Source organism: Microbispora amethystogenes, assembly GCF_016863015.1.
Taxonomy (GTDB): domain Bacteria; phylum Actinomycetota; class Actinomycetes; order Streptosporangiales; family Streptosporangiaceae; genus Microbispora; species Microbispora amethystogenes.
Genome location: NZ_BOOB01000013.1, coordinates 34,453 through 55,947 on the forward strand (window position 1 = coordinate 34,453; position 21,495 = coordinate 55,947).

The 21,495-nt window shown below is 72.1% G+C and carries 22 protein-coding genes; 9 read left to right on the plus strand and 13 right to left on the minus strand.

Translation table 11 applies throughout. The annotated features are described in order from the left end of the window. Positions 1–34: 34 nt before the first annotated feature. Positions 35–1,894, plus strand: a complete 1,860-nt coding sequence (gene pknB / locus Mam01_RS08840; protein WP_204284895.1) for a Stk1 family PASTA domain-containing Ser/Thr kinase — start codon at positions 35–37, stop codon at positions 1,892–1,894. A gap of 85 nt (positions 1,895–1,979) precedes the next feature. Here pknB and Mam01_RS08845 read toward each other — a convergent pair whose 3' ends face one another. Beyond that, positions 1,980–2,582, minus strand: coding sequence for an anthranilate synthase component II (locus Mam01_RS08845; protein ID WP_204284896.1), 603 nt, complete (start codon positions 2,580–2,582; stop codon positions 1,980–1,982). 224 nt (positions 2,583–2,806) lie between these two features. Between Mam01_RS08845 and Mam01_RS08850 the strand changes: the two genes are divergently transcribed. After that, on the plus strand, positions 2,807–3,052 hold the full coding sequence (locus Mam01_RS08850; protein ID WP_150933733.1) for a cell division protein CrgA: 246 nt from the start codon (positions 2,807–2,809) through the stop codon (positions 3,050–3,052). Positions 3,053–3,163: 111 nt separating this feature from the next. On the opposite strand, the gene Mam01_RS08855 is transcribed toward Mam01_RS08850, so the two are convergent. Then, positions 3,164–4,030: a rhomboid family intramembrane serine protease gene (locus Mam01_RS08855; RefSeq protein ID WP_204284897.1), complete on the minus strand. Its 867-nt coding sequence runs from the start codon at positions 4,028–4,030 to the stop codon at positions 3,164–3,166. A gap of 214 nt (positions 4,031–4,244) precedes the next feature. After that, on the minus strand, positions 4,245–4,775 hold the full coding sequence (locus Mam01_RS08860; RefSeq protein ID WP_204284898.1) for a peptidylprolyl isomerase: 531 nt from the start codon (positions 4,773–4,775) through the stop codon (positions 4,245–4,247). A gap of 151 nt (positions 4,776–4,926) precedes the next feature. Between Mam01_RS08860 and Mam01_RS08865 the strand changes: the two genes are divergently transcribed. Continuing rightward, positions 4,927–5,415: a hypothetical protein gene (locus Mam01_RS08865; protein ID WP_150933730.1), complete on the plus strand. Its 489-nt coding sequence runs from the start codon at positions 4,927–4,929 to the stop codon at positions 5,413–5,415. Positions 5,416–5,758: 343 nt separating this feature from the next. Here the strand turns inward: Mam01_RS08865 and Mam01_RS08870 are convergent, their stop codons facing one another. The 5 genes from Mam01_RS08870 to Mam01_RS08885 form a co-directional block, all read right to left on the minus strand. Then, complete coding sequence (locus Mam01_RS08870; RefSeq protein ID WP_204284899.1) at positions 5,759–8,101, minus strand: HelD family protein; 2,343 nt, start codon at positions 8,099–8,101, stop codon at positions 5,759–5,761. 473 nt (positions 8,102–8,574) lie between these two features. Beyond that, the gene (locus tag Mam01_RS08875; protein ID WP_150933728.1) at positions 8,575–9,750 is read right to left on the minus strand and encodes a zinc-dependent alcohol dehydrogenase; all 1,176 of its coding nucleotides are present in this window, start codon (positions 9,748–9,750) and stop codon (positions 8,575–8,577) included. Then, positions 9,747–10,223: a hypothetical protein gene (locus Mam01_RS36480; protein ID WP_239101154.1), complete on the minus strand. Its 477-nt coding sequence runs from the start codon at positions 10,221–10,223 to the stop codon at positions 9,747–9,749. The genes Mam01_RS08875 and Mam01_RS36480 overlap by 4 nt, the downstream gene beginning before the upstream one ends. A 117-nt stretch (positions 10,224–10,340) precedes the next feature. Then, a complete protein-coding gene (locus tag Mam01_RS08880; RefSeq protein ID WP_204284901.1) occupies positions 10,341–10,730 on the minus strand; it encodes an STAS domain-containing protein in 390 nt (129 codons plus the stop codon). Next, a complete protein-coding gene (locus tag Mam01_RS08885; protein WP_204284902.1) occupies positions 10,730–12,310 on the minus strand; it encodes a PP2C family protein-serine/threonine phosphatase in 1,581 nt (526 codons plus the stop codon). The genes Mam01_RS08880 and Mam01_RS08885 overlap by 1 nt, the downstream gene beginning before the upstream one ends. A gap of 312 nt (positions 12,311–12,622) precedes the next feature. Between Mam01_RS08885 and Mam01_RS08890 the strand changes: the two genes are divergently transcribed. After that, positions 12,623–13,879 (plus strand): MFS transporter, encoded by a 1,257-nt coding sequence (locus Mam01_RS08890; protein ID WP_204284903.1) that lies wholly within the window; start codon positions 12,623–12,625, stop codon positions 13,877–13,879. 92 nt (positions 13,880–13,971) lie between these two features. Next, positions 13,972–14,508 carry an SRPBCC family protein gene (locus Mam01_RS08895; protein WP_204284904.1) on the plus strand — a complete coding sequence of 179 codons (537 nt, stop codon included), beginning with the start codon at positions 13,972–13,974 and terminating at the stop codon, positions 14,506–14,508. A gap of 84 nt (positions 14,509–14,592) precedes the next feature. Here Mam01_RS08895 and Mam01_RS08900 read toward each other — a convergent pair whose 3' ends face one another. Both Mam01_RS08900 and Mam01_RS08905 read right to left on the minus strand, forming a co-directional pair. Further along, positions 14,593–15,261 carry a class I SAM-dependent methyltransferase gene (locus tag Mam01_RS08900; protein ID WP_204284905.1) on the minus strand — a complete coding sequence of 223 codons (669 nt, stop codon included), beginning with the start codon at positions 15,259–15,261 and terminating at the stop codon, positions 14,593–14,595. A gap of 168 nt (positions 15,262–15,429) precedes the next feature. Further along, on the minus strand, positions 15,430–16,077 hold the full coding sequence (locus Mam01_RS08905; RefSeq protein ID WP_204284906.1) for a PadR family transcriptional regulator: 648 nt from the start codon (positions 16,075–16,077) through the stop codon (positions 15,430–15,432). A 139-nt stretch (positions 16,078–16,216) separates the two neighbouring features. Between Mam01_RS08905 and Mam01_RS08910 the strand changes: the two genes are divergently transcribed. From Mam01_RS08910 to Mam01_RS08925, 4 genes are all read left to right on the plus strand, one after another. Beyond that, positions 16,217–16,951, plus strand: a complete 735-nt coding sequence (locus tag Mam01_RS08910; RefSeq protein WP_204284907.1) for a CPBP family intramembrane glutamic endopeptidase — start codon at positions 16,217–16,219, stop codon at positions 16,949–16,951. Between the two features lie 26 nt (positions 16,952–16,977). Continuing rightward, a complete protein-coding gene (locus tag Mam01_RS08915) occupies positions 16,978–17,316 on the plus strand; it encodes a PadR family transcriptional regulator (protein WP_150933719.1) in 339 nt (112 codons plus the stop codon). Then, positions 17,313–18,023 (plus strand): DUF2812 domain-containing protein, encoded by a 711-nt coding sequence (locus tag Mam01_RS08920; RefSeq protein WP_204284908.1) that lies wholly within the window; start codon positions 17,313–17,315, stop codon positions 18,021–18,023. The genes Mam01_RS08915 and Mam01_RS08920 overlap by 4 nt, the downstream gene beginning before the upstream one ends. 103 nt (positions 18,024–18,126) lie before the next feature. Continuing rightward, a complete protein-coding gene (locus tag Mam01_RS08925; protein WP_204284909.1) occupies positions 18,127–19,281 on the plus strand; it encodes a methyltransferase in 1,155 nt (384 codons plus the stop codon). Between the two features lie 22 nt (positions 19,282–19,303). On the opposite strand, the gene Mam01_RS08930 is transcribed toward Mam01_RS08925, so the two are convergent. Genes Mam01_RS08930 through Mam01_RS08940 form a run of 3 tightly spaced genes read right to left on the minus strand, consistent with a single transcriptional unit; the run spans position 19,304 to position 21,486 of the window. Continuing rightward, positions 19,304–20,179 carry a DUF72 domain-containing protein gene (locus Mam01_RS08930; RefSeq protein ID WP_239101155.1) on the minus strand — a complete coding sequence of 292 codons (876 nt, stop codon included), beginning with the start codon at positions 20,177–20,179 and terminating at the stop codon, positions 19,304–19,306. A 33-nt stretch (positions 20,180–20,212) separates the two neighbouring features. Continuing rightward, positions 20,213–20,638, minus strand: a complete 426-nt coding sequence (locus tag Mam01_RS08935; protein ID WP_204284910.1) for a nucleoside deaminase — start codon at positions 20,636–20,638, stop codon at positions 20,213–20,215. Further along, on the minus strand, positions 20,635–21,486 hold the full coding sequence (locus Mam01_RS08940) for an LLM class flavin-dependent oxidoreductase (protein WP_204284911.1): 852 nt from the start codon (positions 21,484–21,486) through the stop codon (positions 20,635–20,637). The genes Mam01_RS08935 and Mam01_RS08940 overlap by 4 nt, the downstream gene beginning before the upstream one ends. Positions 21,487–21,495: the final 9 nt, after the last annotated feature.

Genomic DNA, 21,495 nt, shown 5'->3' on the forward strand with positions numbered 1-21,495 from the left:
ACCCCACGATGAACGGCAAGGGACTGTGCAGGAAATGACTCAGCCACGACTACTCGGCGGACGCTACGAGCTCGACGGCGTCGTGGGGCGTGGCGGCATGGCCGAGGTCTACCGCGCCCGGGACATCCGGCTGGACCGTGTCGTCGCCATCAAGACGCTCCGCTCCGATCTCGCCAGGGACCACACGTTCCAGGCGCGCTTCCGGCGCGAGGCGCAGTCGGCCGCCTCGCTGAACCACCCGTCGATCATCGCCGTGTACGACACCGGCGAGGACATGATGGACAACACGCCCGTGCCGTACATCGTCATGGAGTTCGTCGACGGGCGGACGCTGCGTGACGTGCTGCGCGCCGACCGGCGGCTGATGCCCGAGCGGGCCGCGGAGCTCGTCGACGGCATCCTGCGGGCACTCGACTACAGCCACCGGGGCGGCATCGTCCACCGGGACATCAAACCGGCCAACATCATGTTGACGCTCAACGGCGAGGTCAAGGTCATGGACTTCGGCATCGCCCGGGCCATGGCCGACTCCGCGGCCACGATGACCCAGACCGCGCAGGTGATCGGCACCGCGCAGTACCTCTCCCCCGAGCAGGCCCGCGGCGAGCGCGTCGACGCCCGCAGCGACATCTACTCGACCGGCTGCGTGCTGTACGAGCTGCTCACCGGCCAGCCGCCCTTCACCGGCGACTCCCCCGTCGCCATCGCCTACCAGCACGTGCGGGAGGACCCGATCCCGCCGTCGCGGATCGACCCCGAGATCCCGCAGTGGGCCGACGCGATCGTGCTGAAGGCCATGGCCAAGGACCCGGTCCACCGCTACCAGAGCGCCACCGAGATGCGCGGCGACATCCAGCGGGCCCTCTCCGGCATGCCCGTCGACCCGCAGACCATGGCGATGGCCAACCAGCAGTACAACTCGTACGGCGCGCCGGACCGCACCCGGACCATGACCACGGCGGGCGCCGCCGCCCAGGGCACCCGCGCGATCCCCCAGTACGACTACGGCCCCGAGGAACGCGGCGGACGGTACGACGGACGGCGGCGCGGGGGCGGCGGCAACACCGCGCTGAAGACGGCCGCGTGGATCCTGATCCCCCTCCTGGTCATCGGCGCGATGATCGCGGTCGGCTACACCTTCCTGGGCGGCGGCGGCTCGTCCACGGCCGACAAGGTCGCCATCCCGCAGGTGACCAACCAGACGAAGGCCGCGGCCAAGCAGGCGCTGGAGGCGAAGGGCTTCAAGGTCCAGTTCGCGCCCGAGGAGTTCAACGCCGACGTGCCCAAGGGCTCCGTCATCAGCACCGAGCCCGCCGAGGGCGAGGAGGCCGACCCCGGCTCCACGGTCACCGTCGTCGTGTCGAAGGGCGAGGAGAAGATCTCCATCCCCGACGTGACCGGCCTGGCGCCGGACGAGGCCCGGGCGAAGCTCGTGGAGATGGGCCTCAAGGCCAGCGTCGTGGCGAAGGTCTCCAGGCAGCCGCAGGGCAAGGTGTTCGAGACCGACCCGAAGGCGGGCGAGGAGGTCGAGAAGGGCTCCCTCGTCAAGCTGTACGTGCCCAAGGAGATGACGGAGGTGCCGAGCGTCGTCGGCCTCACGCTGGCGGACGCCACGAAGGCGATCAAGGGCGCCGGCTTCAGGGTCAAGACGACGGAGCGGCCGAGCGACGTGGTGCCGCAGGGCAACGTGATCGACCAGTCGCCGCAGGCGGGCACCAAGCTGAACCCCGACACCACGATCACGCTGACGGTCTCCAGCGGGCCGGAGCAGACGCAGGAGCCGCCCCCGCCGCCCGTGGACGACACACCGACGGGCGATCCGACCGGCGGCGGTGACGGCGGCGACGGCGGCGTCGACCTCGGGGACGGCGGCGACCCCTTCGGCAACGGCTGAGCCCGGAGACGCGAGAAGGGCTTCCGCCACTCGGGGGCAATGGCGGAAGCCCTCACTTTGGTAGTCGTAACAAGAGCGGAAAGCGTTACACGATCCGCGCGAGCCAGTTTCCGAGCAGCCGGTGGCCGTGTTCGGACACGACCGACTCGGGATGGAACTGGACGCCCTCGACGGGGGCGGCACGGTGGCGCAGGCCCATGATGACGCCGTCGGGGGTGGTGGCGGTGACCTCCAGCACGTCCGGCACGGTCCCCGGGACCACGGCGAGCGAGTGATAACGCGTCATCGTCACCGGTGAGGGGATCTCCGCGAAGACCCCCCGCCCGTCGTGCCGGACCGGGCTGGTCCTGCCGTGCATCAACTCGGGTGCGCGGCTGACCACCGCGCCGTACGCGACGGCGATGGCCTGGTGGCCGAGGCAGACGCCCAGCAGCGGCAGGCCGCGTCCGGCGCAGTGCCGTACGAGGGGGACGGACACGCCGGCCTCCTCGGGCGTGCCGGGGCCCGGCGACACGAGCACCCCGTCGAAGCCGTCGGCGTCGCCCACCACGACCCGGTCGCGCGGCCGCACGTCGCAGTCCGCGCCGAGACCGCGCAGGTACTGCACGATCGTGTGGACGAAGCTGTCGTGGTTGTCGACGACCAGCACCCGCGGCGGCGCCCTGTGCTGTGTTTCCCTCTGCACCATGTTTCCCGCTGCGCCATGTTCCCCGCTGTTTCCGGCCGCGCCATCGGCTCGTTCGGCGTTCCCGGGTGTGGAGAAATCGGACTTTCAGCGTAAGGCAATACCGTACGGGGATCGCCCCGGCGGGCCCGCGCCGACTATCCTTGCTCGGGACTTCGCCGCCACGGCGGCTACGCTATTGACACCAGCCCGCACGACCGCGCGGGTACCCACCAGGAGACGCTCCCGTGCCCAAGTCGAAGATTCGCAAGAAGCCCGTCTACACGCCGCCGCAGAAGACGCAGACGGTGAAGGTCAGCCCCCGCTGGCTCGCCCCTCTGATGGTGGCCTGCTGGATCGTCGGCATCGTCTGGATCGCGGTCTACTACATCGCGCCGACCGTTCCCGGTATCTCCGCGCTGGCCAACTGGAACCTGCTGATCGGGTTCGGGCTCATCATCCTGGGTGTCGTGCTGTCCACCAAGTGGCGTTAGCCGTTTGAGATTTTTTCCACAGTCTTTGTCCACAGGCTGTGGGTAAAGTGCGACGCGCGGTCGATCCGCCGGGCCCGCCTCCGTACGGCGAGGCCCGGCCGGCCGCTTGAATCAGGTGCGGATGCCTACGGGAGGAAACCCGTACGGCGGAAGCGTCGTGACCAGCAGGACCAGCGCCACCAGCACGACGGCGGCGACGCCGACCTGGACGAGGACACGGTTGCCGCGGGGCGCGTAGACGAAGCCCGCCGCGACCAGGGCGCCGATCACCAGCCCGCCGAGGTGCCCCTGCCAGCTGATGCCGGGCACGACGAACGTGAGCACCACGTTGATCCCGATCAGCCACAGGACGCCCCGGGCGTCGTACCCGAGCTTGCGGGAGACCACGAACAGCGCGGCGAACAGGCCGTAGATGGCTCCGGACGCGCCGACCGCCACGGTGCCGAAGAGATAGATGGCGACCGAGCCGCCGAGCGCCGACAGCAGGTAGAGCGCCGCGAAGCGGGCCGAGCCGAGCCTGCGCTCCAGTTCGGGGCCGATGACGTACAGCGCCCACATGTTGAACAGGATGTGCCAGAAGGACGGCGGCGGCGAGTGCAGGAAGGCGCCGGTGATCAGGCGCCACCAGTCGCCCCGGTAGACGCCCAGCGAGTACATGGCGAACCGCTGGAGGACCTCGTCCTGGTTCACGACCTCGGCCGCGTACGCGAGCACGTTGAGGGCGAGCAGCGCCCAGGTGACGCGGGGCGCGGCGACGACGGCACCGCCGAAGGTCGTGCGGGCCTGCCGCACCTCGCGGTTGCCCTCCTGGACGCATTCGGGGCACTGGTGGCCGACCGCCGCCTCACGCATGCAGTCGGGGCAGATCGGGCGCGCGCAGCGCTGGCAGCGGACGTAGGTCTCGCGCTCGGGGTGCCGGTAGCAGGTGGGTACGGCTTGCGCCCCCGGCTGCGGGGGCGGCGGAGGCTGGGAGGTCATGGAATCCTTCCTGGGCGGGGCCCGGTGCGGGCACATCCACGACAGCCAGCCTATAAGCCGGAAACGCCCCGGCCGCGCGCGTTCGCGCGGCCGGGGCGCCGTGATCGCCGGGCGCTGTGATCACCAAGCTTGATCACCAGCTGCGGTCACCAGTTGTGGTCACCAGTTGTGGTCACCAGTTGTGGTCACCAAGCGCCGTACGCGCCGGAGGGCGTCAGGACCGCTCGATGGTGACCTCTTCGAGGACCACGTCGTTGACGGGCCGGTCGCCCCGGGCGGTGGGGGTCTTGGCGATCGCGTCGACCACCTCGGTGCCCTCGATCACCTCGCCGAAGATCGTGTGCCCCTGGTTGAGGTGCGGCGTCGGCGAGACGGTGATGAAGAACTGCGACCCGTTGGTGCCCTTGCCGAACCGCTTGCCGGCGTTCGCCATGGCGAGCAGGTAGGGCCGGTTGAACTGGTTCTCCGGGTGGATCTCGTCGTCGAAGCTGTATCCCGGGCCGCCGACGCCCTGCCCGAGCGGGTCGCCGCCCTGGATCATGAAGCCGTTGATCACCCGGTGGAAGATGGTGCCGTCGTACAGCTTGGCGGTCGTCTTCTCGCCGGTCTCGGGGTGGGTCCACTCACGGGAGCCCTCGGCGAGTTCGACGAAGTTGCGCACCGTCTTCGGCGCCTTGTTGGGGAAGAGCCGGACCCGGATCGTGCCGTGGTTCGTGCGCAGGTTCGCGATGAGGTTGTCAGCCACGAGGGCCGCCCCCTTTGGTTGCTCGTGTTAGTTGTCCGGATCACAGGGTATCGAGCATGCCTTCAAGCACCGCCCGTGATTGAGCCCCGGCCATCCGGGAAGGGGACGTTCCGGGGCCCTGTCGATTGGGGAGGTTGATGTGTCCCTGTCAATGAGAAAGCGCCGTGCCGAAGTGGTCATCCCGCAGACGTGGCTGAACAGGGTGAGAGAGCAGGCCATGAAAGCCGGTGGCCGGGTGAGCCCGATGGCGGAGAACGCCAGGGATCTCGCCACGCACCGGATCGAGGACGCCAGAGTCTGGGCGGCGCCGAAGCTCGACCAGGCCGCGCAGTCGGTCGAGGAGCAGATCGCTCCGATCGTCAGCGCGTTCCTGAGCGAGTTGGCCCGCCGGATCGAGGTGTCGACCGGCACCCGGCGCACCCGGCGGCGCTGGCCCGTCGTCGCGCTGCTCAGCGGTGTCGCGATCGGCGCGGCCGGTGTGGCGATGTACCGCAACAACGCCCAGAAGTGGGCCGAGACGATGCGGGACAGTGTGCGGCACACGGGTGCCGACGCCGGCAGGTGGGTCGGGGACAAGGCCGAGGAGGTCGGGGAGAAGGCCGACAAGGCCGCCGACGAGATCTCGGGAAAGATGTCCTGAATCCACCAGGCATCGCGCGGCCTCGGCGCCGCGCACGGCCCGCCCGGGTACGCGTCGAGCGACGGGTCGGGCCAGGCCACTCGATACGGCCGGCGTCCTCCACGCCGGCCGTTCGCGTGTCCGGGCCACTGTCCGAAGCCCCGCCGGGCCGCTTCCGTCGCCGGTGGCGGCCCGACGGGCTGTCCATCAACGTCCACCGGGGTGGAGGGAGCGGAGCGGAAGGGAGCGAGGACCGCAGCGAAGGCCCAGCGAAGCGGGCTTCGCGAGGACCGGAGGTTCCTTCCGGCGCAGTGACCGACTAGGCCAAAGAAGGACCGGAGGTTCCTTCCGGCGCAGTGACCGACTAGGCCAAAGAAGGACCGGGGGTTCCTTCCGGCGCAGTGACCGGCCCGGCCAAGGTTCGTGGACATTCCATTAGCAGGCGGTGCAGCATGGCGGGCAGTGTGTCCTCGTGGACCACGGTCAGCCGCCGCGTCGCCCGCGTGGTCGCGACGTACAGATCCTGGCCCCCCTTCGGTGACTGACGCAGGATGGCCTCGGGGTCGACCACGACCACGGCGTCGAACTCCAGGCCCTTGGAGCCGCGCACGGTCAGGACGGCCACCCGGCTGTCCAGCGGATCGACGGCCTCGGGAAACAACGCGGCGATCTCGGCGTGCCGGGCGTCCGGTGTGACGACGCCCACCCGTCCCTCACCGATCTCCCCCTCCCCGATCTCACGCAGCTCCGCCTCCACCAGCCGCCGCAGGTCGGTCCCGGCGGCCGGCACGGCGCGGGGGCGGGCGCCGCCCTGCCTGACCGACTCGGGCGGCTCCTGCCCGGGCTCCACCGCCCGCAGCACGTCCGCCGCCACCTCCATGATCTCCGCTGGGGTCCGGTAGTTGACCAGCAGGCGCTCCTCCCGCCAGCGCCCCTTCACGTACGGGTCGAGCATCTCGCCCCAGGACCGGGCGCCGGCGGCCGCGCCGGTCTGCGCGATGTCGCCCACGACCGTCAGGGAGCGGGCCGGGACCCGCCGCATCACCGTCCGCCACGCCATCGCCGACAGCTCCTGCGCCTCGTCCACGATCACGTGCCCGTACGCCCAGGTGCGGTCGTGCGCGGCGCGGTCGGCGGTCGTGACGTACGGCCCGTCGTCGCGGTTCCGGCCGGCCAGCGATGCGGCGTCCAGCGCAGAGGCGGCATCGGTGATGGTCAGGACCTCCCTGGCGTACAGCTCCTCCTCGCGCCGTTCCTCCTCCGCGCGGCGGCGTCTCGCCCCCGCCCCGTGGTCGTACGCACCGAGCAGTTCGGCGGCCTCGTCGAGCAGCGGCACGTCGCCGATGGTCCAGGGCGCCTCCCGTGGCCGCAGCAGCGCCGCGCGCTCGTCCTCCGTCAGGTGCGGCCCGGCGGCGGCGCGCAGCCGCTCCTCGTCGGACAGCAGCTCGCGGACGAGCCGCTCCGGGGTGATCTCGGGCCACAGGGCGTCGAGCGCGTCGCGCACCGGCCGGTGCTCCCACAGGGCCGTGGCGGCGTACCGCAGGTCTCCGTCCTCCAGCGGCCGGTCGAGCTGTCCGGCCTCGTCGCGCGCCAGCGCCGGCAGGATCCGGCGCACGAAGGCCCAGCGGGCGATGTTGTGCTGCCGCCGCAGGCCGCGGGCGTGGTCCCGGGCCCGCAGGCAGGTGGCGTGGTCCACCCGCAGCGTCACCTCCTCGACCACCACCTCCACGCCGCCGCGCAGGGACGTGCGGACGGGGATCCGCACCTCCAGGTCGCCCTCCGGCACGCGCTCGCGGTCCCGTACGGCTTCCTCGATCACGCGGGCCATGCGCGGGTCGCCCTTCACGACGGCGGTGGCCGGCTCGTCCTCGGCCTCGGCCCGCACCCCCGGGTGGAGCCCGCCCAGGCTGGTGAGCACCACCTGGGTCTCGCCCAGCGCCGGGAGCACCTGGCCGATGTAGCGCGAGAAGGTCGCGTTGGGCGCGACGACGAGGATGCCGCGCCGTTCCAGCGTGTCGCGGTGCGTGTAGAGCAGGTACGCCGCGCGGTGCAGCGCGGCGACGGTCTTGCCGGTGCCCGGCCCGCCCTGCACGACCAGCGCCCCCGCCAGGCCCGAACGGATCACCCGGTCCTGCTCCCGCTGGATCGTCGCGACGACCTCGCCCATGCGGCCGGTGCGCCCCCGCCGCAGCGCCGCGAGCAGGGCGGCCTCGCCGACGAGCGTACGGCGGTCGGCGTCGGCCATCCGGTCGAGGTCGAAGACCTCGTCGTCGATCCCCACGACCCTGCGGTCCCGGGTGTGCAGGTGACGGCGGCGTACGAGACCCTCGGGGTCGCCGGGGGTCGCGACGTAGAAGGGGCGTGCGGCCGGGGCCCGCCAGTCCACGAGCACGGACGTGTGGTCGTCGTCGCGGAGGCCGACGCGCCCGATGTAGAGGGTCTGGCCCTTCCCGTCGTCGACGCGGCCGAAGCAGAGGCCGCGTTCGACGGCCGACAACCGCGCGTGGTGGCGGGCGTGCTCGGCCGCCGCCACCTCCCGCTCCACGAGCGCCTGCCGGGTTCCCGAGGCGCCCCGGGCGAGTACGGCGCGCATTCCGCGGCCCGCCCGGTCGCGGGCGATGTCGAGGCGTTCGTACAGCATGGAGACGTACTCCTGCTCACGCCGCAGTGCTTCGGCGCGAGCGGCGTCTGTTTGACGGTCACCCATTCTTGTGATAAACTCCTATCGAGGAGATCTGTTTTGCAGATGACTTCGAACCTCTCACTATAGGCCACAGTCGGCCGTTTCCCGTATGCCTTGCGGCTCTTCTCCGCCTCTTCTTCGCGGCCGTCCCTGGGACCTCAGTCAATTCGTGTGACGGATGTGAGTGAGGACGGGTCTGTCCTGGGTAGCCGTCCTCCAGCGGAGGAGTCGCCTGCGTCCCGTCCCGGATTCGTTCGGGCACCCGGTGAACCACCGCGCGCCGCGGGACGTCTTGGAAACAAGGAGGCCCGGATGGACGTCCTCGACAGCCTCGTGGACGAGGAGCTCCGGCTGGAGTTCGTCCTCATCGAGGCGCTGCACCAGGAGGCGGAACGGCTGGCCGCCCCAGCCGTACGCTGAGATCGCGCGCCCGCCGTCCCCTCGCGGGGCGGCGGGCCGCTTTCACGCCCGCTCGCGCCCGCCTCAGGTCGGGAGTCTCAGATCCAGGGGCGGAACACGGCCCGTACGCAGCCGTCCTTCTTGTTCCTGAACAGGTCGTAGCCCCTGGGCCCCTCGTCGAGCGTCATCGTGTGCGTCGCGAGGTGGGACGGTCTGAGCTCTCCCCGGCCGATCAGTTCGAGCAGCTTCGGGATGTACCGCTGGCCGTGCTGCTGCGCGCCCCGCAGCGTGAGGCCCTTGTTCATCAGCGCGCCGAGCGGGAACTTGTCCACGAACCCGGCGAAGACGCCGAGCACGAACACCGAGCCGCCCGTGCGGCAGGCGTGGATCGCCTCCCGTACGGCGGCCGGGCGGTCCTGCTCCAGGCGGAGCCGCTGCTTGACCCCGTCGTACACGCGCTGCAGGCCGGTGCTGTCCGCCTCCATGCCGACGGCCTCTATGCAGACGTCCGGGCCCCGCCCGCCGGTGCGCTCGCGCAGTTCGGAGACGACGTCGGTGGTCGTGTAGTCGACCACCTCGCAGCCGACGTGGCGGCTGGTCATGGCCAGCCGTTCGGGGTAGCGGTCGATCGCGACGACCCGTTCGGCGCCGAGGAGCATCGCGGCTTTGGCGGCCATCTGGCCGACACCGCCGCAGCCCCACACCGCGACCACGTCGCCCGGCCGTACGCCGCCGAGGTCGGCGCCCATCCATCCCGTCGGGACGGCGTCGGAGGCGAACACGGCGTCCATGTCGGAGACGCCCTCGGGCACGGCGAACGCGTTGTGGTCGACGAAGGGCACCCGGACGTACTCGGCGTGGCTGCCCCGGAAGCCCCCCATGGCGTGGGAGTAGCCGAAGATCCCGGCCGTCGACCCGCCCCACATCAGGTCCGTGATGCCCGGGTTGGGGTTGCTGTTCTCGCACAGGGACCAGTCGCCGTGCCGGCACGACCAGCAGCGGCCGCAGCCGATGATCGAGCAGACCACCACCCGGTCGCCCGGCCGGTGCCGGGTCACCTCCGGGCCGGTCTCCACGATCTCGCCGAGGAACTCGTGCCCGATGACGTCGCCCGCCCGCATCGCCGGAATGTGGCCGCCGAGCAGGTGCAGGTCGGAGCCGCAGGTGGTGCTGGCCGTCACCTTCACGATCGCGTCCTGGGCGTTGAGGATCGCCGGGTCGGGCACCCGCTCGACCGACAGCTCGTTCACACCCTGCCAGCACACCGCCTTCACAGCCGTCCCCCTTCCGAGGCCCGGCCGAGCGCCAGGTCGAGGACCTTTCCCGGCAGGGTGGGCCGGGTGGTGGCGACCTCCTCGTCCGACCGCAGCACGTCGCCCGTCTCCAGCAGCGACTTCGCCTCGCGCAGCGCCGTGCGGACCGCCGTACGCGAGTCCTCGCCGCGCAGCCGGGTCAGGGCGCCTTCGGAGCGCGCCGTGCGCTCCAGTGGGCGGGCGTAGAGCTCCGTGCCCCGGCCGCCCGGCGCCGGGTTCATCCGCACCTCCGCGTCCACGCGGGTCAGCGGCTCGGGCAGCCTCTCGCCGGGAGCGACCTCCTCGGGCGGCCGGTTGATCGTGACGCCGAGCCAGCGGCCGGCCGCGAGAGGGTCCTTCGCCGGGACGGGCGTCCGGCCGCGCGCCGCGGCCCATCGCGCCACTCCGAGGCCCGCGGCCGCGAGCGCCGCCGCGCCTGCGATGAGACGTTTCATGGCCTCACCCCCTCCAGGCCCCCGGCCCGGCCGTCCTGTCGGGGTGCTACCCGTGCCCTGCGGCTCTATCCCGCCCGTGGCGGCACGTGAGGAGGAGTTGGGGCTATCGGGGGGCGGCTATTGGGGGGCGCGCGGCGGAGCGGCGGCGAGGGCGGCCTCGACGGTGGGGAAGACCGGGACGTGGGACGCCAGGCCCGTGATCCACAGGGCGCGTGCCGCGCCCTTCTCCAGCGCGACGAGAGCCAGCCAGCCCCCTTCGTCGAGTGCGCGCTTCCAGCAGCTCACCAGCAGGCCGGTCGCCCTGGAGTCCAGGAAGTCGAGCCCCAGGAGGTCCATCACCAGGTGCGGCCCGTACTGCGCGAAGGCCTTGTCGAAGAGCTCGGAGGCCGCCTCGTGGGTGATGAAGTCGAGCGTGCCCCGCACCGTCACCACTCCGAGGCTTCCGCTGCTCCCGCCGTCTCCGGCGTCGGGGGTGATCGGCTCTGTCGAGATATGGAGTTCGGACATCAGGACACTTCCAAAGCGTTCGGCATGATGCGCGCGACGAGGATGCAGGTGTCGTCGCCGGTGTTGCTCGGGGCGAGGACCTCCATGACGGCCGACACCCTCTCGTCCGGAGGCACTTTCGGCACGACCTCCGATATGGCCGCGCTGAGGATGTCCAAACCCTCGAACAGGTCCCGGCCCGGTCGTTCGATGAGGCCGTCGGTGAACATCAGGAGCAGGTCGTCCGGCTCCAGCCGGACCTGCGCGCACGTGTAGGTCACGCTCTCGAAGACTCCGAGGAGGACGCCGGGATGCAGCAGCCGGTGCACCTTGTCACCCCGCACCAGCAGCATCGGGGGGTGGCCCGCGTGGGTCCACGTGAGCGTGCGGTCCTCGACCCGGTAGCGCGCGAGCACCGCCGTGGCGAGCACGTCGGGCCGCATCCGCCGCAGCAGCCGGTTCAGCGCGACGAGGATCTGCGCCGGGTCGTGGTCGGCGAAGGCCAGCCCGGTGATCGCGTGCCGCAGCTTCGCCATGGCGGAGGCCGCGGCGAGGCCGTGCCCGGCGACGTCGCCGACGGCCAGCAGCGCCTCCTCGTTGTCGAGGTGGATGGCCTGGTACCAGTCGCCGCCCAGCGGGGCCGTCTCGGCGGGGAAGTACCGCACGCCGAGCTGCAGCCCGGGCACGGCGTCCTGCACCGGCAGGATGATGCTCTGCAGGCGCGCGGTGAGCTGCGACTCCTCCTCCAGCCGCTGGCTGACCTCCGCCAGTTCGTCGGCGGTCCTGCGCCAGTCGGTGACGTCCTGGACCACGCCGTGGATCTCGACGGGCCGCCCCGCGGCGTCCCTGGTGACCTCGGCCGTGGTCCTGATGTGCCGGTACTCCCGGCCGACGCGGATGCGCAGCTCGAACTCGTGCGGCCCGCCGCTCTCGACGAGCGTGGAGAGCGCGTGGTCGACGACGGGCACGTCGTCGGGGTGGGCGATCTCGCGGTAGTGCTCCAGAGGGAACGGGCCGTCGGCCACGTCACGCCCGTGGATCACGTAGAGCTGGTCGGACCACTCGACCTCGCCGGTCACCAGGCTCCAGTGACCCCATCCCAGGTGACCGAGGCGCTCGGTGTGCAGCAGCCGGGTGGACAGCCGCTCCTCCCTGTCGTGGCGCACCCAGGACAGGAAGACGCCGCCCTGCAACGCGGCCACGCGGACGCTGTAGGTGGAGAGGTAGGGGACGCCGTCGTCGTCCTCCGTGTGGACGTAGGGAGAGACGTCCTCGGCCTCCCCGGTCGTCAGGACCCGCAGGCAGGCCTCCCACAGCGGCGAGCCGGCGACGCTCGGGTATCCCTCCAGCATGCGCAGGCCGACGAGTTCCTTGCCGACGCGGTCCTTGATGTCGCGGGCCTCCGGGCTCGCCGCGAGCACCTCGAAGTCGACGACGGCGCCGGCCGGGTCGCGGATCGGCAGCTGCCAGACACCCTGGGTCGGCATCGCGTCGAGCGTGGCCTGCAGGAGGGAGACGACGGCTTCCCGCGCGAGTTCGCCGGAACCCTCGGGCGAACTGTTCACAGGGGTCAGCCGCAGGATGCGATCACCTCCACCCATGAACCCGCCGTCCACCTTCCTCGGAACGCTCAAGAGCGGACTGCCGGAAGGATCGCTCTTGTCTTCCCGCCGAGACTACCCGTCCCTCCCAAGGATAGGCGCTGGACCCCACTTGGTCTCCCTGGGAAGTGCTCCGCAGATCAACCGAGGTGGACAGGGCGAATCCCCGGCGGCCTCCGGCGGCGCCGCGGCGATAAATGAAGTGACGGACGGGTGCCGGAGCGGCACGATGGACTGTCGCCTCTTCTCCTCGTTCGCCCTTCTCCATGTTCCCCCTTCTCCACGTCCACCCCCGTCTCCCGGAGTTCTCACATGGCCGGTGTGCGCCGCGATCTCGGCCTGCTCGGGGATCGGCGGTTCGCCCTGCTGCTGGCGGCCCGGACGATCTCCGTACTCGGCACCGCCTTCGCGCCGGTGGCCCTCGCCTTCGGCGTGCTCGGCCTTCCCGGTGCGACCGCCACGACGCTGTCGGCCGTGCTCACCGCCGAGGCGCTGCCGATGGTGCTGTTCATCCTCGTCGGCGGCGTGATCGCCGACCGGCTGCCGCGCCACCGGGTCATGATGGTGGGCGAGTCGCTCAACGCGGCGGCGTACTTCTGCCTGGCGGCGATGATGCTCACCGGCTGGACGCCGCTGCCCGCCCTCGTGATCGCGAGCGCGGTGAGCGGCGTCGCCGCCGCGGTCCTGTTCCCCGCCCTGACCGGCATCATCCCGGACGTGGTGCCCGCCGACCGGCTGCAGACCGCGAACGCGCTGCTGGGGCTGGGCCAGAACGTCTCCCGTGTCGCCGGCCTGGTGCTGAGCGGCGCCGCCGTGGTCCTGCTGGGGAGCGGCTGGGCGCTGATCGTCAGCGGGGCGATGTTCGCCGTGGCCGCCGTGCTGATCGTGCTGCTGCGGCTCACCCCCGCCGAGCGCGCGGCGGGCGGCGGGCACTCGGTGCTGGCCGAACTGCGGGATGGCTGGCGCGAGTTCGTCTCCCGCCAGTGGCTGTGGGTGGTCGTCGCCCAGTTCTCGATCCTGGTCATGGCGCTGCAGGCTTCCCACGGCGTGCTCGGGCCGCTCGTCGCCAAGGAGTCGCTGGGCGGGGCGCCCGCCTGGTCGGCCGTCCTCGCGGGCGAGGCCGTCGGCATGATCGTGGGGGTGGTCGTCACGCTGCGCCTGCGCCCCCGGCGGCCCATCCTGGTCGCCACGCTGCTCACGCTGCCGACCGCCGCGCCGTACGTGCTGCTCGGCCTGGACGCGCCGCTGTGGACGGTCGTGGGCGGGGCGTTCGTGATGGGCGTGTGCTTCGACATCTTCGGCGTGCTGTGGCAGACCACGATGCAGCGCGAGATCCCGGCCGAGTCGCTGTCGCGGGTGAGCTCCTACGACGCGCTCGGGTCCCTGATGTTCGGGCCGCTCGGCCTGCTGCTGGCCGGGCCGGTGGCCATCGCGGTGGGGCCGCGGCCGGCGCTGGTCGCCTGCGGCGCGATCATCGTCCTGGTCACGCTGGCCGCGCTGCTGGCCCCCGGCGTACGCGGGCTGCGGGTCGCCGACGAGGAGGCCCCGGCCGTACCCGCCCCGTCCTGACTGCGCGCGTCACGAGCGCGTAACCGCTCTGTTCACCGGCGCGGCTTTCGTCCATGGTGTGAGGGGACAGGACGCCCCACACGGAGGTCAGCATGGACGACTACGGCATCACCGGCGCGCGGGTGGACCTGGAGGTCGTCGTCGACCTGCCGCCCGAGCGGCTGTGGGACCTCGTCACCGCCGTCCACCGGGTGAGCGAGTGGAGCCCGGAGTGCGAGCACACCGCCCTGTTGAACAACACTGTGGACCGTACTGTGGACGGCGGCGGGAGACGGGTCGCGGTGGGCACCCGCTTCGAGGGACGCAACCGCCGCGAGAACCTGGTCTGGACGGTGAACTGCCTGGTCACCGAGGTGACGCCACCGCACGCGTTCGCCTGGGTGGTGCTCGACGACGCCCACGACCCCGAACGCCCCTCGTCGTTCTGGCGCTACGACCTGGAGCCCGGCGACGTCCCCGGGCGGACCCGGGTGCGGCACACCTTCGAGCACGGCCCCGGGAACAGCGAACTGCGCAGGATCATGGCCGCCAACCCGGAGATGGCGCCGGTCATCCTCGACGTACGGCTGGGCGAGCTGCGCAGGCACATGACCGAGACGCTGAAGGCGATAACGGCCGCGTACGCCTGACCTCGGCGCACAGGGCAGGCCCGAAACAGGCCCGGAACAGCCCCGGGGCGGGGCCGGGAGCGCCCGCCCCGGGGCCGGCCGGCCTTACGGGGCCGGTCTGGTCAGCCGGACCTCGACGCTGATGCCCTCCGTACGGATCTCGCAGGTCCCGAACGCGCTCTCGGCGGCGAGGCGGGCGAACAGGTCGCGCGAGTAGGCGCGGCGGCGCAGCGCGAGCAGCGGCACCTTCGTCATGAGGGCGTTCAGCGGCGTGAGCCCCATGCCCCTGATCTCCTCGTCGACGGCGGCCCGGGTCGCCTCCCGGCTCATGTCGTGGATCACCGCCCGGCCGCCGGGGCGCAGCACCCGGTGCATCTCGTCGAGGGCGCGCACGGGCCGTCCGAAGTTCTTGAAGGCGGCCTGGCAGACGACCAGGTCGAAGGAGCGATCGGGGAACGGGAGGCCGGCGGCGTCGCCGTGCAGCACGTCGACGCGCACCCCCGCCCGGCGGGCGTTGCCGGTCGCGATCTCCACGAACGTGCGGCTGAGGTCGAGCCCGGTCACCGCGAACCCGAGCCGGGCCATCTCGACGGCCAGATGACCCGGGCCGGGGGCCACCTCCAGGACGGCCGCCCCCGCGGGCAGCCCCGTCGTGACCTCCGCCGCGAACCGCCGTACGGCGGCCAGCTGGGGCGCGGAGGCGCGCTGGCGCGCGTACCACCGGGCCATCGCGCCCTCCATTCCGGGCGCCTGCTTCTGCGTGATCTTCTCCATCGTCTCCTCCGGTGTCGGTTCGTACGGGTGTCCGAACCGGCCCGTGGAGGGAGCCCGGCTATCCTTGCGGTTGCCAACCTTGCGACCGGATCCGTCCGCGGGTTTCGGTTCGAGGGTCGCGACCCCGGCGAGGTGTTCCCGCACCACGCCGGGGTTCGCTCATGGGGTTCAGTCCGAGGTGAGGCCCCTCTCGGCGAGTTCGGCCATCTCGGGCGGCATCCGCCCCGACTCGTGCCAGGCCCGCCACATGGGCAGGTCGGGGAAGGCCCCGCTGGTCAGCTCCTCGACGAAGGACCGGATCCACGCGGCCTCCGCCTCACGGACGGCCAGGTCATACTCCGCCTCGACGAGGAACAGCCGCGGCGTCTCCCGGCGCCACTCGGCGAGGGCCTCCCGCTGCGCGGCGACGTCCTCCTCCAGCAGGGCCAGCCGGCGCCGCAGCAGGCCGGTCAGCTCGTCCGGCGGAAGCACTCCGCACACCGACAGGGCGGCCTCGAACCTCGGCCGTTCGGGCTCGGGATCCGCGATCAGGTCACGTACCCAGTCGGCCAGCTCGGCCCGCCCGGCGTCGGTGATGCGGTAGATCGTGCGCTCGGGGTGCGCCCCCTCGCGCACGGTCCCCTCCACCTCCAGGAACCCGTGTTTCTCCAGGTTGCGCACCACCGTGTAGAGCGACCCCCACTTGACGCCCATGTCGCGGTCCTTGCCGCGGGCGCGCATCAGGGTGGCCATCTCGTACGGATGCATGGGGCGCTGGACGACCGTCGAGAGCACCGCCAGACCCAGCAGGTTGTTCACCTTCCGCCGTCCGGCCATCGCCCCCACCTCACCTTGATTACTCGTTCGCGAGTATACGCATACGAGTAGTTCTCCGTCGAGGGGGTCATAGGTTGCATTCCTAACTAGCTCGCTCTATCGTCTAGATCGTCACCTGACGTAGAAAGGGCGGCTGGTCATGACCGTTCCGAGCTTCACGGTCCCGAGCCTGTTCCTGGCGGCGCCACTGACGGCCTACCTGGCCTTCGTCTCCCCCTGGCTCGGCAGACGCCAGTACGACCGGCTGGCACGGCGCCGCGCCGGCGACCCCCGAGCGCTCGTCCGGGCCTACCGGCTGTGGATCGGCGAGGAGTGGGCCTGGATCGCCGTGACGGCGCTGATCCTGGCGCTGTCACCGGGCGCCGGCCCCCATGACCTGGGCCTCACCCGGCCCGACGACCTCGGGAAGGTCGCGGCGATGGCGGGCGGCCTCAGCTGCGCCCTGCTGGCCGGCTCGCTGGTGCTCCGCCACGCCGCCCGGTCCGGCCGCGCCGTACGCGGTCAGGAAGCCGTGGCGGCGCTGCTGCCGCGCACCTCCACCGAGCGGCGGCACGCCGTCGCCATGGCGGTCACCGCGGGCGTCTGCGAGGAGGTCGTCTACCGCGGCCTGCTCATCGCGCTCGGCGTCGGCGTCCTGGGCCTGAACCAGGCCGTGGCCGCGTTCCTCGCCCTCGCGGTGTTCGTGGCGGGCCACTTCTACCAGGGCTGGAAGGGCATGGCCGCGGTGACCCTCCTCGGGTTCTGGTTCACCGCCATGTACCTGGCCACCGACAGCCTGCTGCTGCCGATCGTGGCGCACGTCCTGATCGACCTCCGGGGCCTGGTGCTCACGCCCCCGCCGGTGCAGGAGAAGGTCGGCGAGCCGTCTATGTAGCGCCGCTACCGTGCGAGGATGGGCGCATGGCGACCGACCGCCGGGCGAGCTGGCTCAAGGGAGTCCTCGATCTGCTGGTGCTGGCCAGCCTGACCGAGGGCGAGAACTACGGCTACGAGATCGCCAAGACGCTCGCCGCCTCGGGACTCGGCCAGATCAGGGGCGGCACGCTGTATCCGGTGCTCAACCGGCTGGAGGAGGCGGGCCTGGTGTCGGCCGAGTTCCGGGTGACCGAGCGGGGCCCCGGGCGGCGTTACTACCGGCTGACGGAGCAGGGCCGGCAGACGCTCGCCGAGCAGGGCCGCCTGTGGCTGGCGTTCGACGAGTCCGTACGCACCATGCTGGCCTCGGGAGGGCTGAAGTGACCGGCTACCTCGACGAGCTCGCCGCGCTGCTGCGCGCGGGCGGCGTGCCGGACGAGCAGGCCGGGGCCATCGTCGCCGACCTCGCGTCGTACGCCGACGAGACCGGCGCGGACCCGGAGGAGGAGTTCGGGCCGGTCGACCGGTTCGCGAAGCAGCTGCTGGCGGCGCGCTCGCCCGAGGCGGACGCGGCGGACGCGACCGAGTGGCGGTGGACCGCCGACGTCTTCGCCGACCGGCAGATGCTGGCCCGGCTCGGCGACCAGGGCTGGGAGGTCGACCGGGTCGACGCCCTCGGCAGGTTCGTCAGCCACCGCGACCCGGAGCGCCCGCAACGGTGGGAGTACCGCAGAGAACGGGTGACACCGGGCGGTGCCCGGACGCGGGCCGCGCGCCTCGCGCCCGAGGGCTGGGAGCCCTGCGGCACCTGGGTCTGCTTCGAATACTTCAAACGGCCCAAGGCCGCCAGCGTGGGACCGGCCGCGCAGATCGACTCCCCGCCCGCGGCCCCGGCGCGGAGCATCTTCTTCAGCCGTCAGTTCTACGTCGTGACGGCCGCGCTCCTGATCGGCCTCGTCGCGCTGTGGCTTGTGGTGGGGCGGTCCGACGGCGAGGGGGCGGACTTCTTCGCGGGGCTGGCCGCCGGAGGCTGCACCACGATCGCGATCCTGGCGCTGGTGCTGTGGTGGAGCGCCCGCCGCCGCGGTTGAGCGGCCCGCCGTACGGACACTGCGGCGACGAGCATCCGGAGGGGCATCAGTGCCGTGACCGCCCAGGCAAACCTCGGCGGGAGGGGCACTAGCCTGGGGCGCGATGGAGCGCCTGACGACAGCGCGCGGGGACTTCGCCCTCGCCCGCTTCCCCGAGGATCCCCGCGACCCGCTGCGCGCGTGGGACGCCGCCGACGAATACCTGCTGCGTCACCTCGACGAGCGCGAGGACGGGCCGGTTGACCTGTCGGGGAGCGTGGTCGTGCTGGGCGACCGGTGGGGCGCCCTGGTCACCGCGCTCGCCGGGCACGATCCCGTCCAGATCAGCGACTCCTTCCTCGGCCGGCGGGCGACCCTCGCCAACCTGGAGCGGAACGGCCTGCCCGCCGACGCCGTACGGCTGCGCACGACCAGGGAGGCGCCGCCGGAGCGGATCGACGTGCTGCTGGTCCGGGTGCCGAAGAGCCTCGCGCTCCTGGAGGACCAGCTGCACCGCCTCGCCCCGGCTGTGCATCCCGGCACCGTGGTCGTCGGCGCGGGGATGGTCACCGAGATCCACACCTCGACGCTGCGCCTGTTCGAACGCATCCTCGGGCCGACCAGGACCTCCCTGGCCGTGAAGAAGGCCCGGCTGATCTTCTGCGCACCGGAGCCCGGGCCGCTCCGGAAGGACGATCCGTGGCCGCGGAGCCTCCGCCTGCCCGCCGACGCCGGGGTGGTCTCCGGCCTGACCGTCGTCAGCCACGCCGGGGTCTTCAGCGCCGACCGGCTCGACGCGGGCACCCGTCTGCTCCTCCGCAACCTGCCCGCGCGTACGGGGGCGGAGCACGTCGTCGACCTCGGCTGCGGCAACGGGGTGATCGGGCTCGCCGCGGCGTTGTCCAATCCGGACGCCGAGGTGACGTTCGTCGACGAGTCGTACCAGGCGCTGGCCTCGGCGGAGGCGACGTTCCTGGCGAACGCCCCGGCGGGCGCGGTCGCGCGGTTCACGGCGGCCGACGGCATGGCGGGCTTCCCGCCGGGCACGGCGGACCTGGTGCTCAACAACCCGCCGTTCCACAGCCACCGCGGCCGGACCGACGCGACCGCCTGGCGGATGTTCAACGGCGCCCGCGCGGGGTTGCGGCGGGGCGGCGAGCTGTGGGTGGTGGGCAACCGCCACCTCGGCTACCACGTCAAGCTGCGCCGGCTCTTCGGCAACTGCGAGGTCGTCGCGAGCGACCCGAAGTTCGTCCTGCTGCGGGCCGTGAAGAAGTGATGCACAGCCTGTGGAGAAGTGATCAGAACAGGGTGAGCGGCTCGTCCTGAGCCTGCTCGCCGAGTCGCCCGGACAGCGGTTCCGGCAGTGGCTCGACGCCGGGCACCTCGGCCCGCACCTCGTCGTGGAACAGGCGGGCGAGCGCCGGCGCGTCGGCGTTGTCAGGGGTGTGCACGAACACCGTCGGCGAGCGGCCCTCGCGCAGCCACCCGGCCACGGTGTCCACCCAGTGGCGCCAGCCCTCGACCGTACGCGCCTGGTCGTCGCGGCCGAGGTAGCGGACCACCGGCCGGTCGGTGAGTGCCGCGGCGCGCAGGGGCACGCGCGGCTTCTTCGTCCAGGCGTCGCGCTCGGCATCGCTGGTCGGCGGGCTCCTGAACAGCACGGTCGTGTCGAACGGGATCCACTCCGCGCCGGCGCCCGCCAGGACGGCCTCCAGGTGCCGTACGGCCCGCGGGTCGGCGAAGAACGCGCGGTGCCGCACCTCCACGCCGTACCGGTGGGACCGGGGAAGCCGGGCGAGGAAGGTCCCGAGGACCCCGGCGTCGGCGGGCCCGAACGAGCCGGGAAGCTGTATCCACAGGGTGTGGGCGCGCGGACCCAGCGGCTCGATCGCGTCGAAGAACGCGCGCACCTCGTCCTCGGCGCCGGTGAGGCGGCGTTCGTGAGTGATCACCTTGGGCAGCTTGACCACGAAGCGGAAGTCCGGGCCGGTCTGCCCGGCCCAGGTCTCCACCGTGGCCCGCGCGGGCGTCGCGTAGAAGGTGGTGTTGCCCTCGACCGCGTTGCACCAGGTCGCGTAGGCCCGCAGGCGCTCTGCGGGCGGGAGCGGATGCGGCAGGAGGCGCCCCTGCCACGGCTTGTGCGTCCACATCGCGCATCCCACATGAAGCCACATGCCCCGACGCTATCGAAGCGTCACCGGAAATCGTCAGGTGTAGTAGCCCTCGACGGGGACCCGCGCCTCGTCGAACAACGCCGGCCCCTCCTGACGGAAGGACGACGGGCCGGTCGGCGGCTTCAGCGTGCCGAGTTGCTCGGTGGAGAGCGCGAAGACGACACGGCCGAGCCCGGAGCGCTCGATGGCCCCCGCGCACATGCCACACGGCTGGCAGCTCGTGAACATGGTCGTGCCGGCCGCGGTGGCGGGGTCGAGCTCGCGGGCGGCCCAGCGCGCGAGCTTCAACTCCGGATGGGCGGTGATGTCCGAATCCGTGAGCGAGGTGTTGCGCTCCTCGGCGAGGACGCCGCCGTCCGGGCCCACGAGCAGCGAGCCGAACGGCGGGTTCCCATCCTCCCGGGCCGCCGCGGCCAACTCGATCGCCCTGCGGAGGAGGTTTTCTTCGTCCGGTGTCACGGGTGCTCCGTTCTCGTACGGGCGGCGGCCACCGTCGCGAGCATGCGCCAAGCCGCCTCCGGATGGTTTGTCTCATCGGGGTCCCCGCGGAAGGGATCGAGCAGGACAGTCTCGGCGCCGAGGAGGCGCAGCCGTTCCAGGTCGTCGAGGACCTGGCCGACGGTACCCTCGCCGGCCCGGCGTTCCGCGCCCGTCACGGGGGTGTCGGTGAGCCGCAGCAGGATGCGCGGGGCGAACGCGGGGGCGGGACGCCCCAGGCCCGCCGCGATGGCGGCCAGCCGGTCCATCCGCTCGTCCAGCCACGGGAGGGTGAAGCGCAGCGGGTGCCACGCGTCGCCGAGGAGCACCGCCCTGCGGAGGGCGGCGTCGCTGCCGCCGCCGATCCAGATCGGGATGTGCCCGGCCCGGTAGTCCTCCTCGTTCCGCCACGCCCGGCGGATCACCCGCAGGTGCTCGTCGGTCAGCGCGCCGCGCCGCTCGTACGGCACGCCGAGCGCCTCGAACTCCTGCCGCGCCCAGCCCACGCCCACCCCGAGGGTCAGGCGGCCTCCGCTGAGCTGCTGGAGGTTGGCCGCAATCCGGGCCGTGAGCAGCGGGTGCCGGTAGGGCACGATGAGCACGGTGGTGCCGAGCCCGATCCTCGTGGTGATCCCGGCCAGCCAGGACAGCGTGGTGAACGGCTCGTAGAACGGCGCCGGATACTGCCCGGCGACATCGGGGGTCACGACGACGTGATCGGAGACCATGAGCAGGTCGAACCCGAGATCCTCCGCCGTCTCCGCCCAGCCGCGCAGCACGTCCGGCCGGGTGCCCGGCCCGAAGTTCGGGACGTTGACACCTAGTTTCACCGGTCCAGG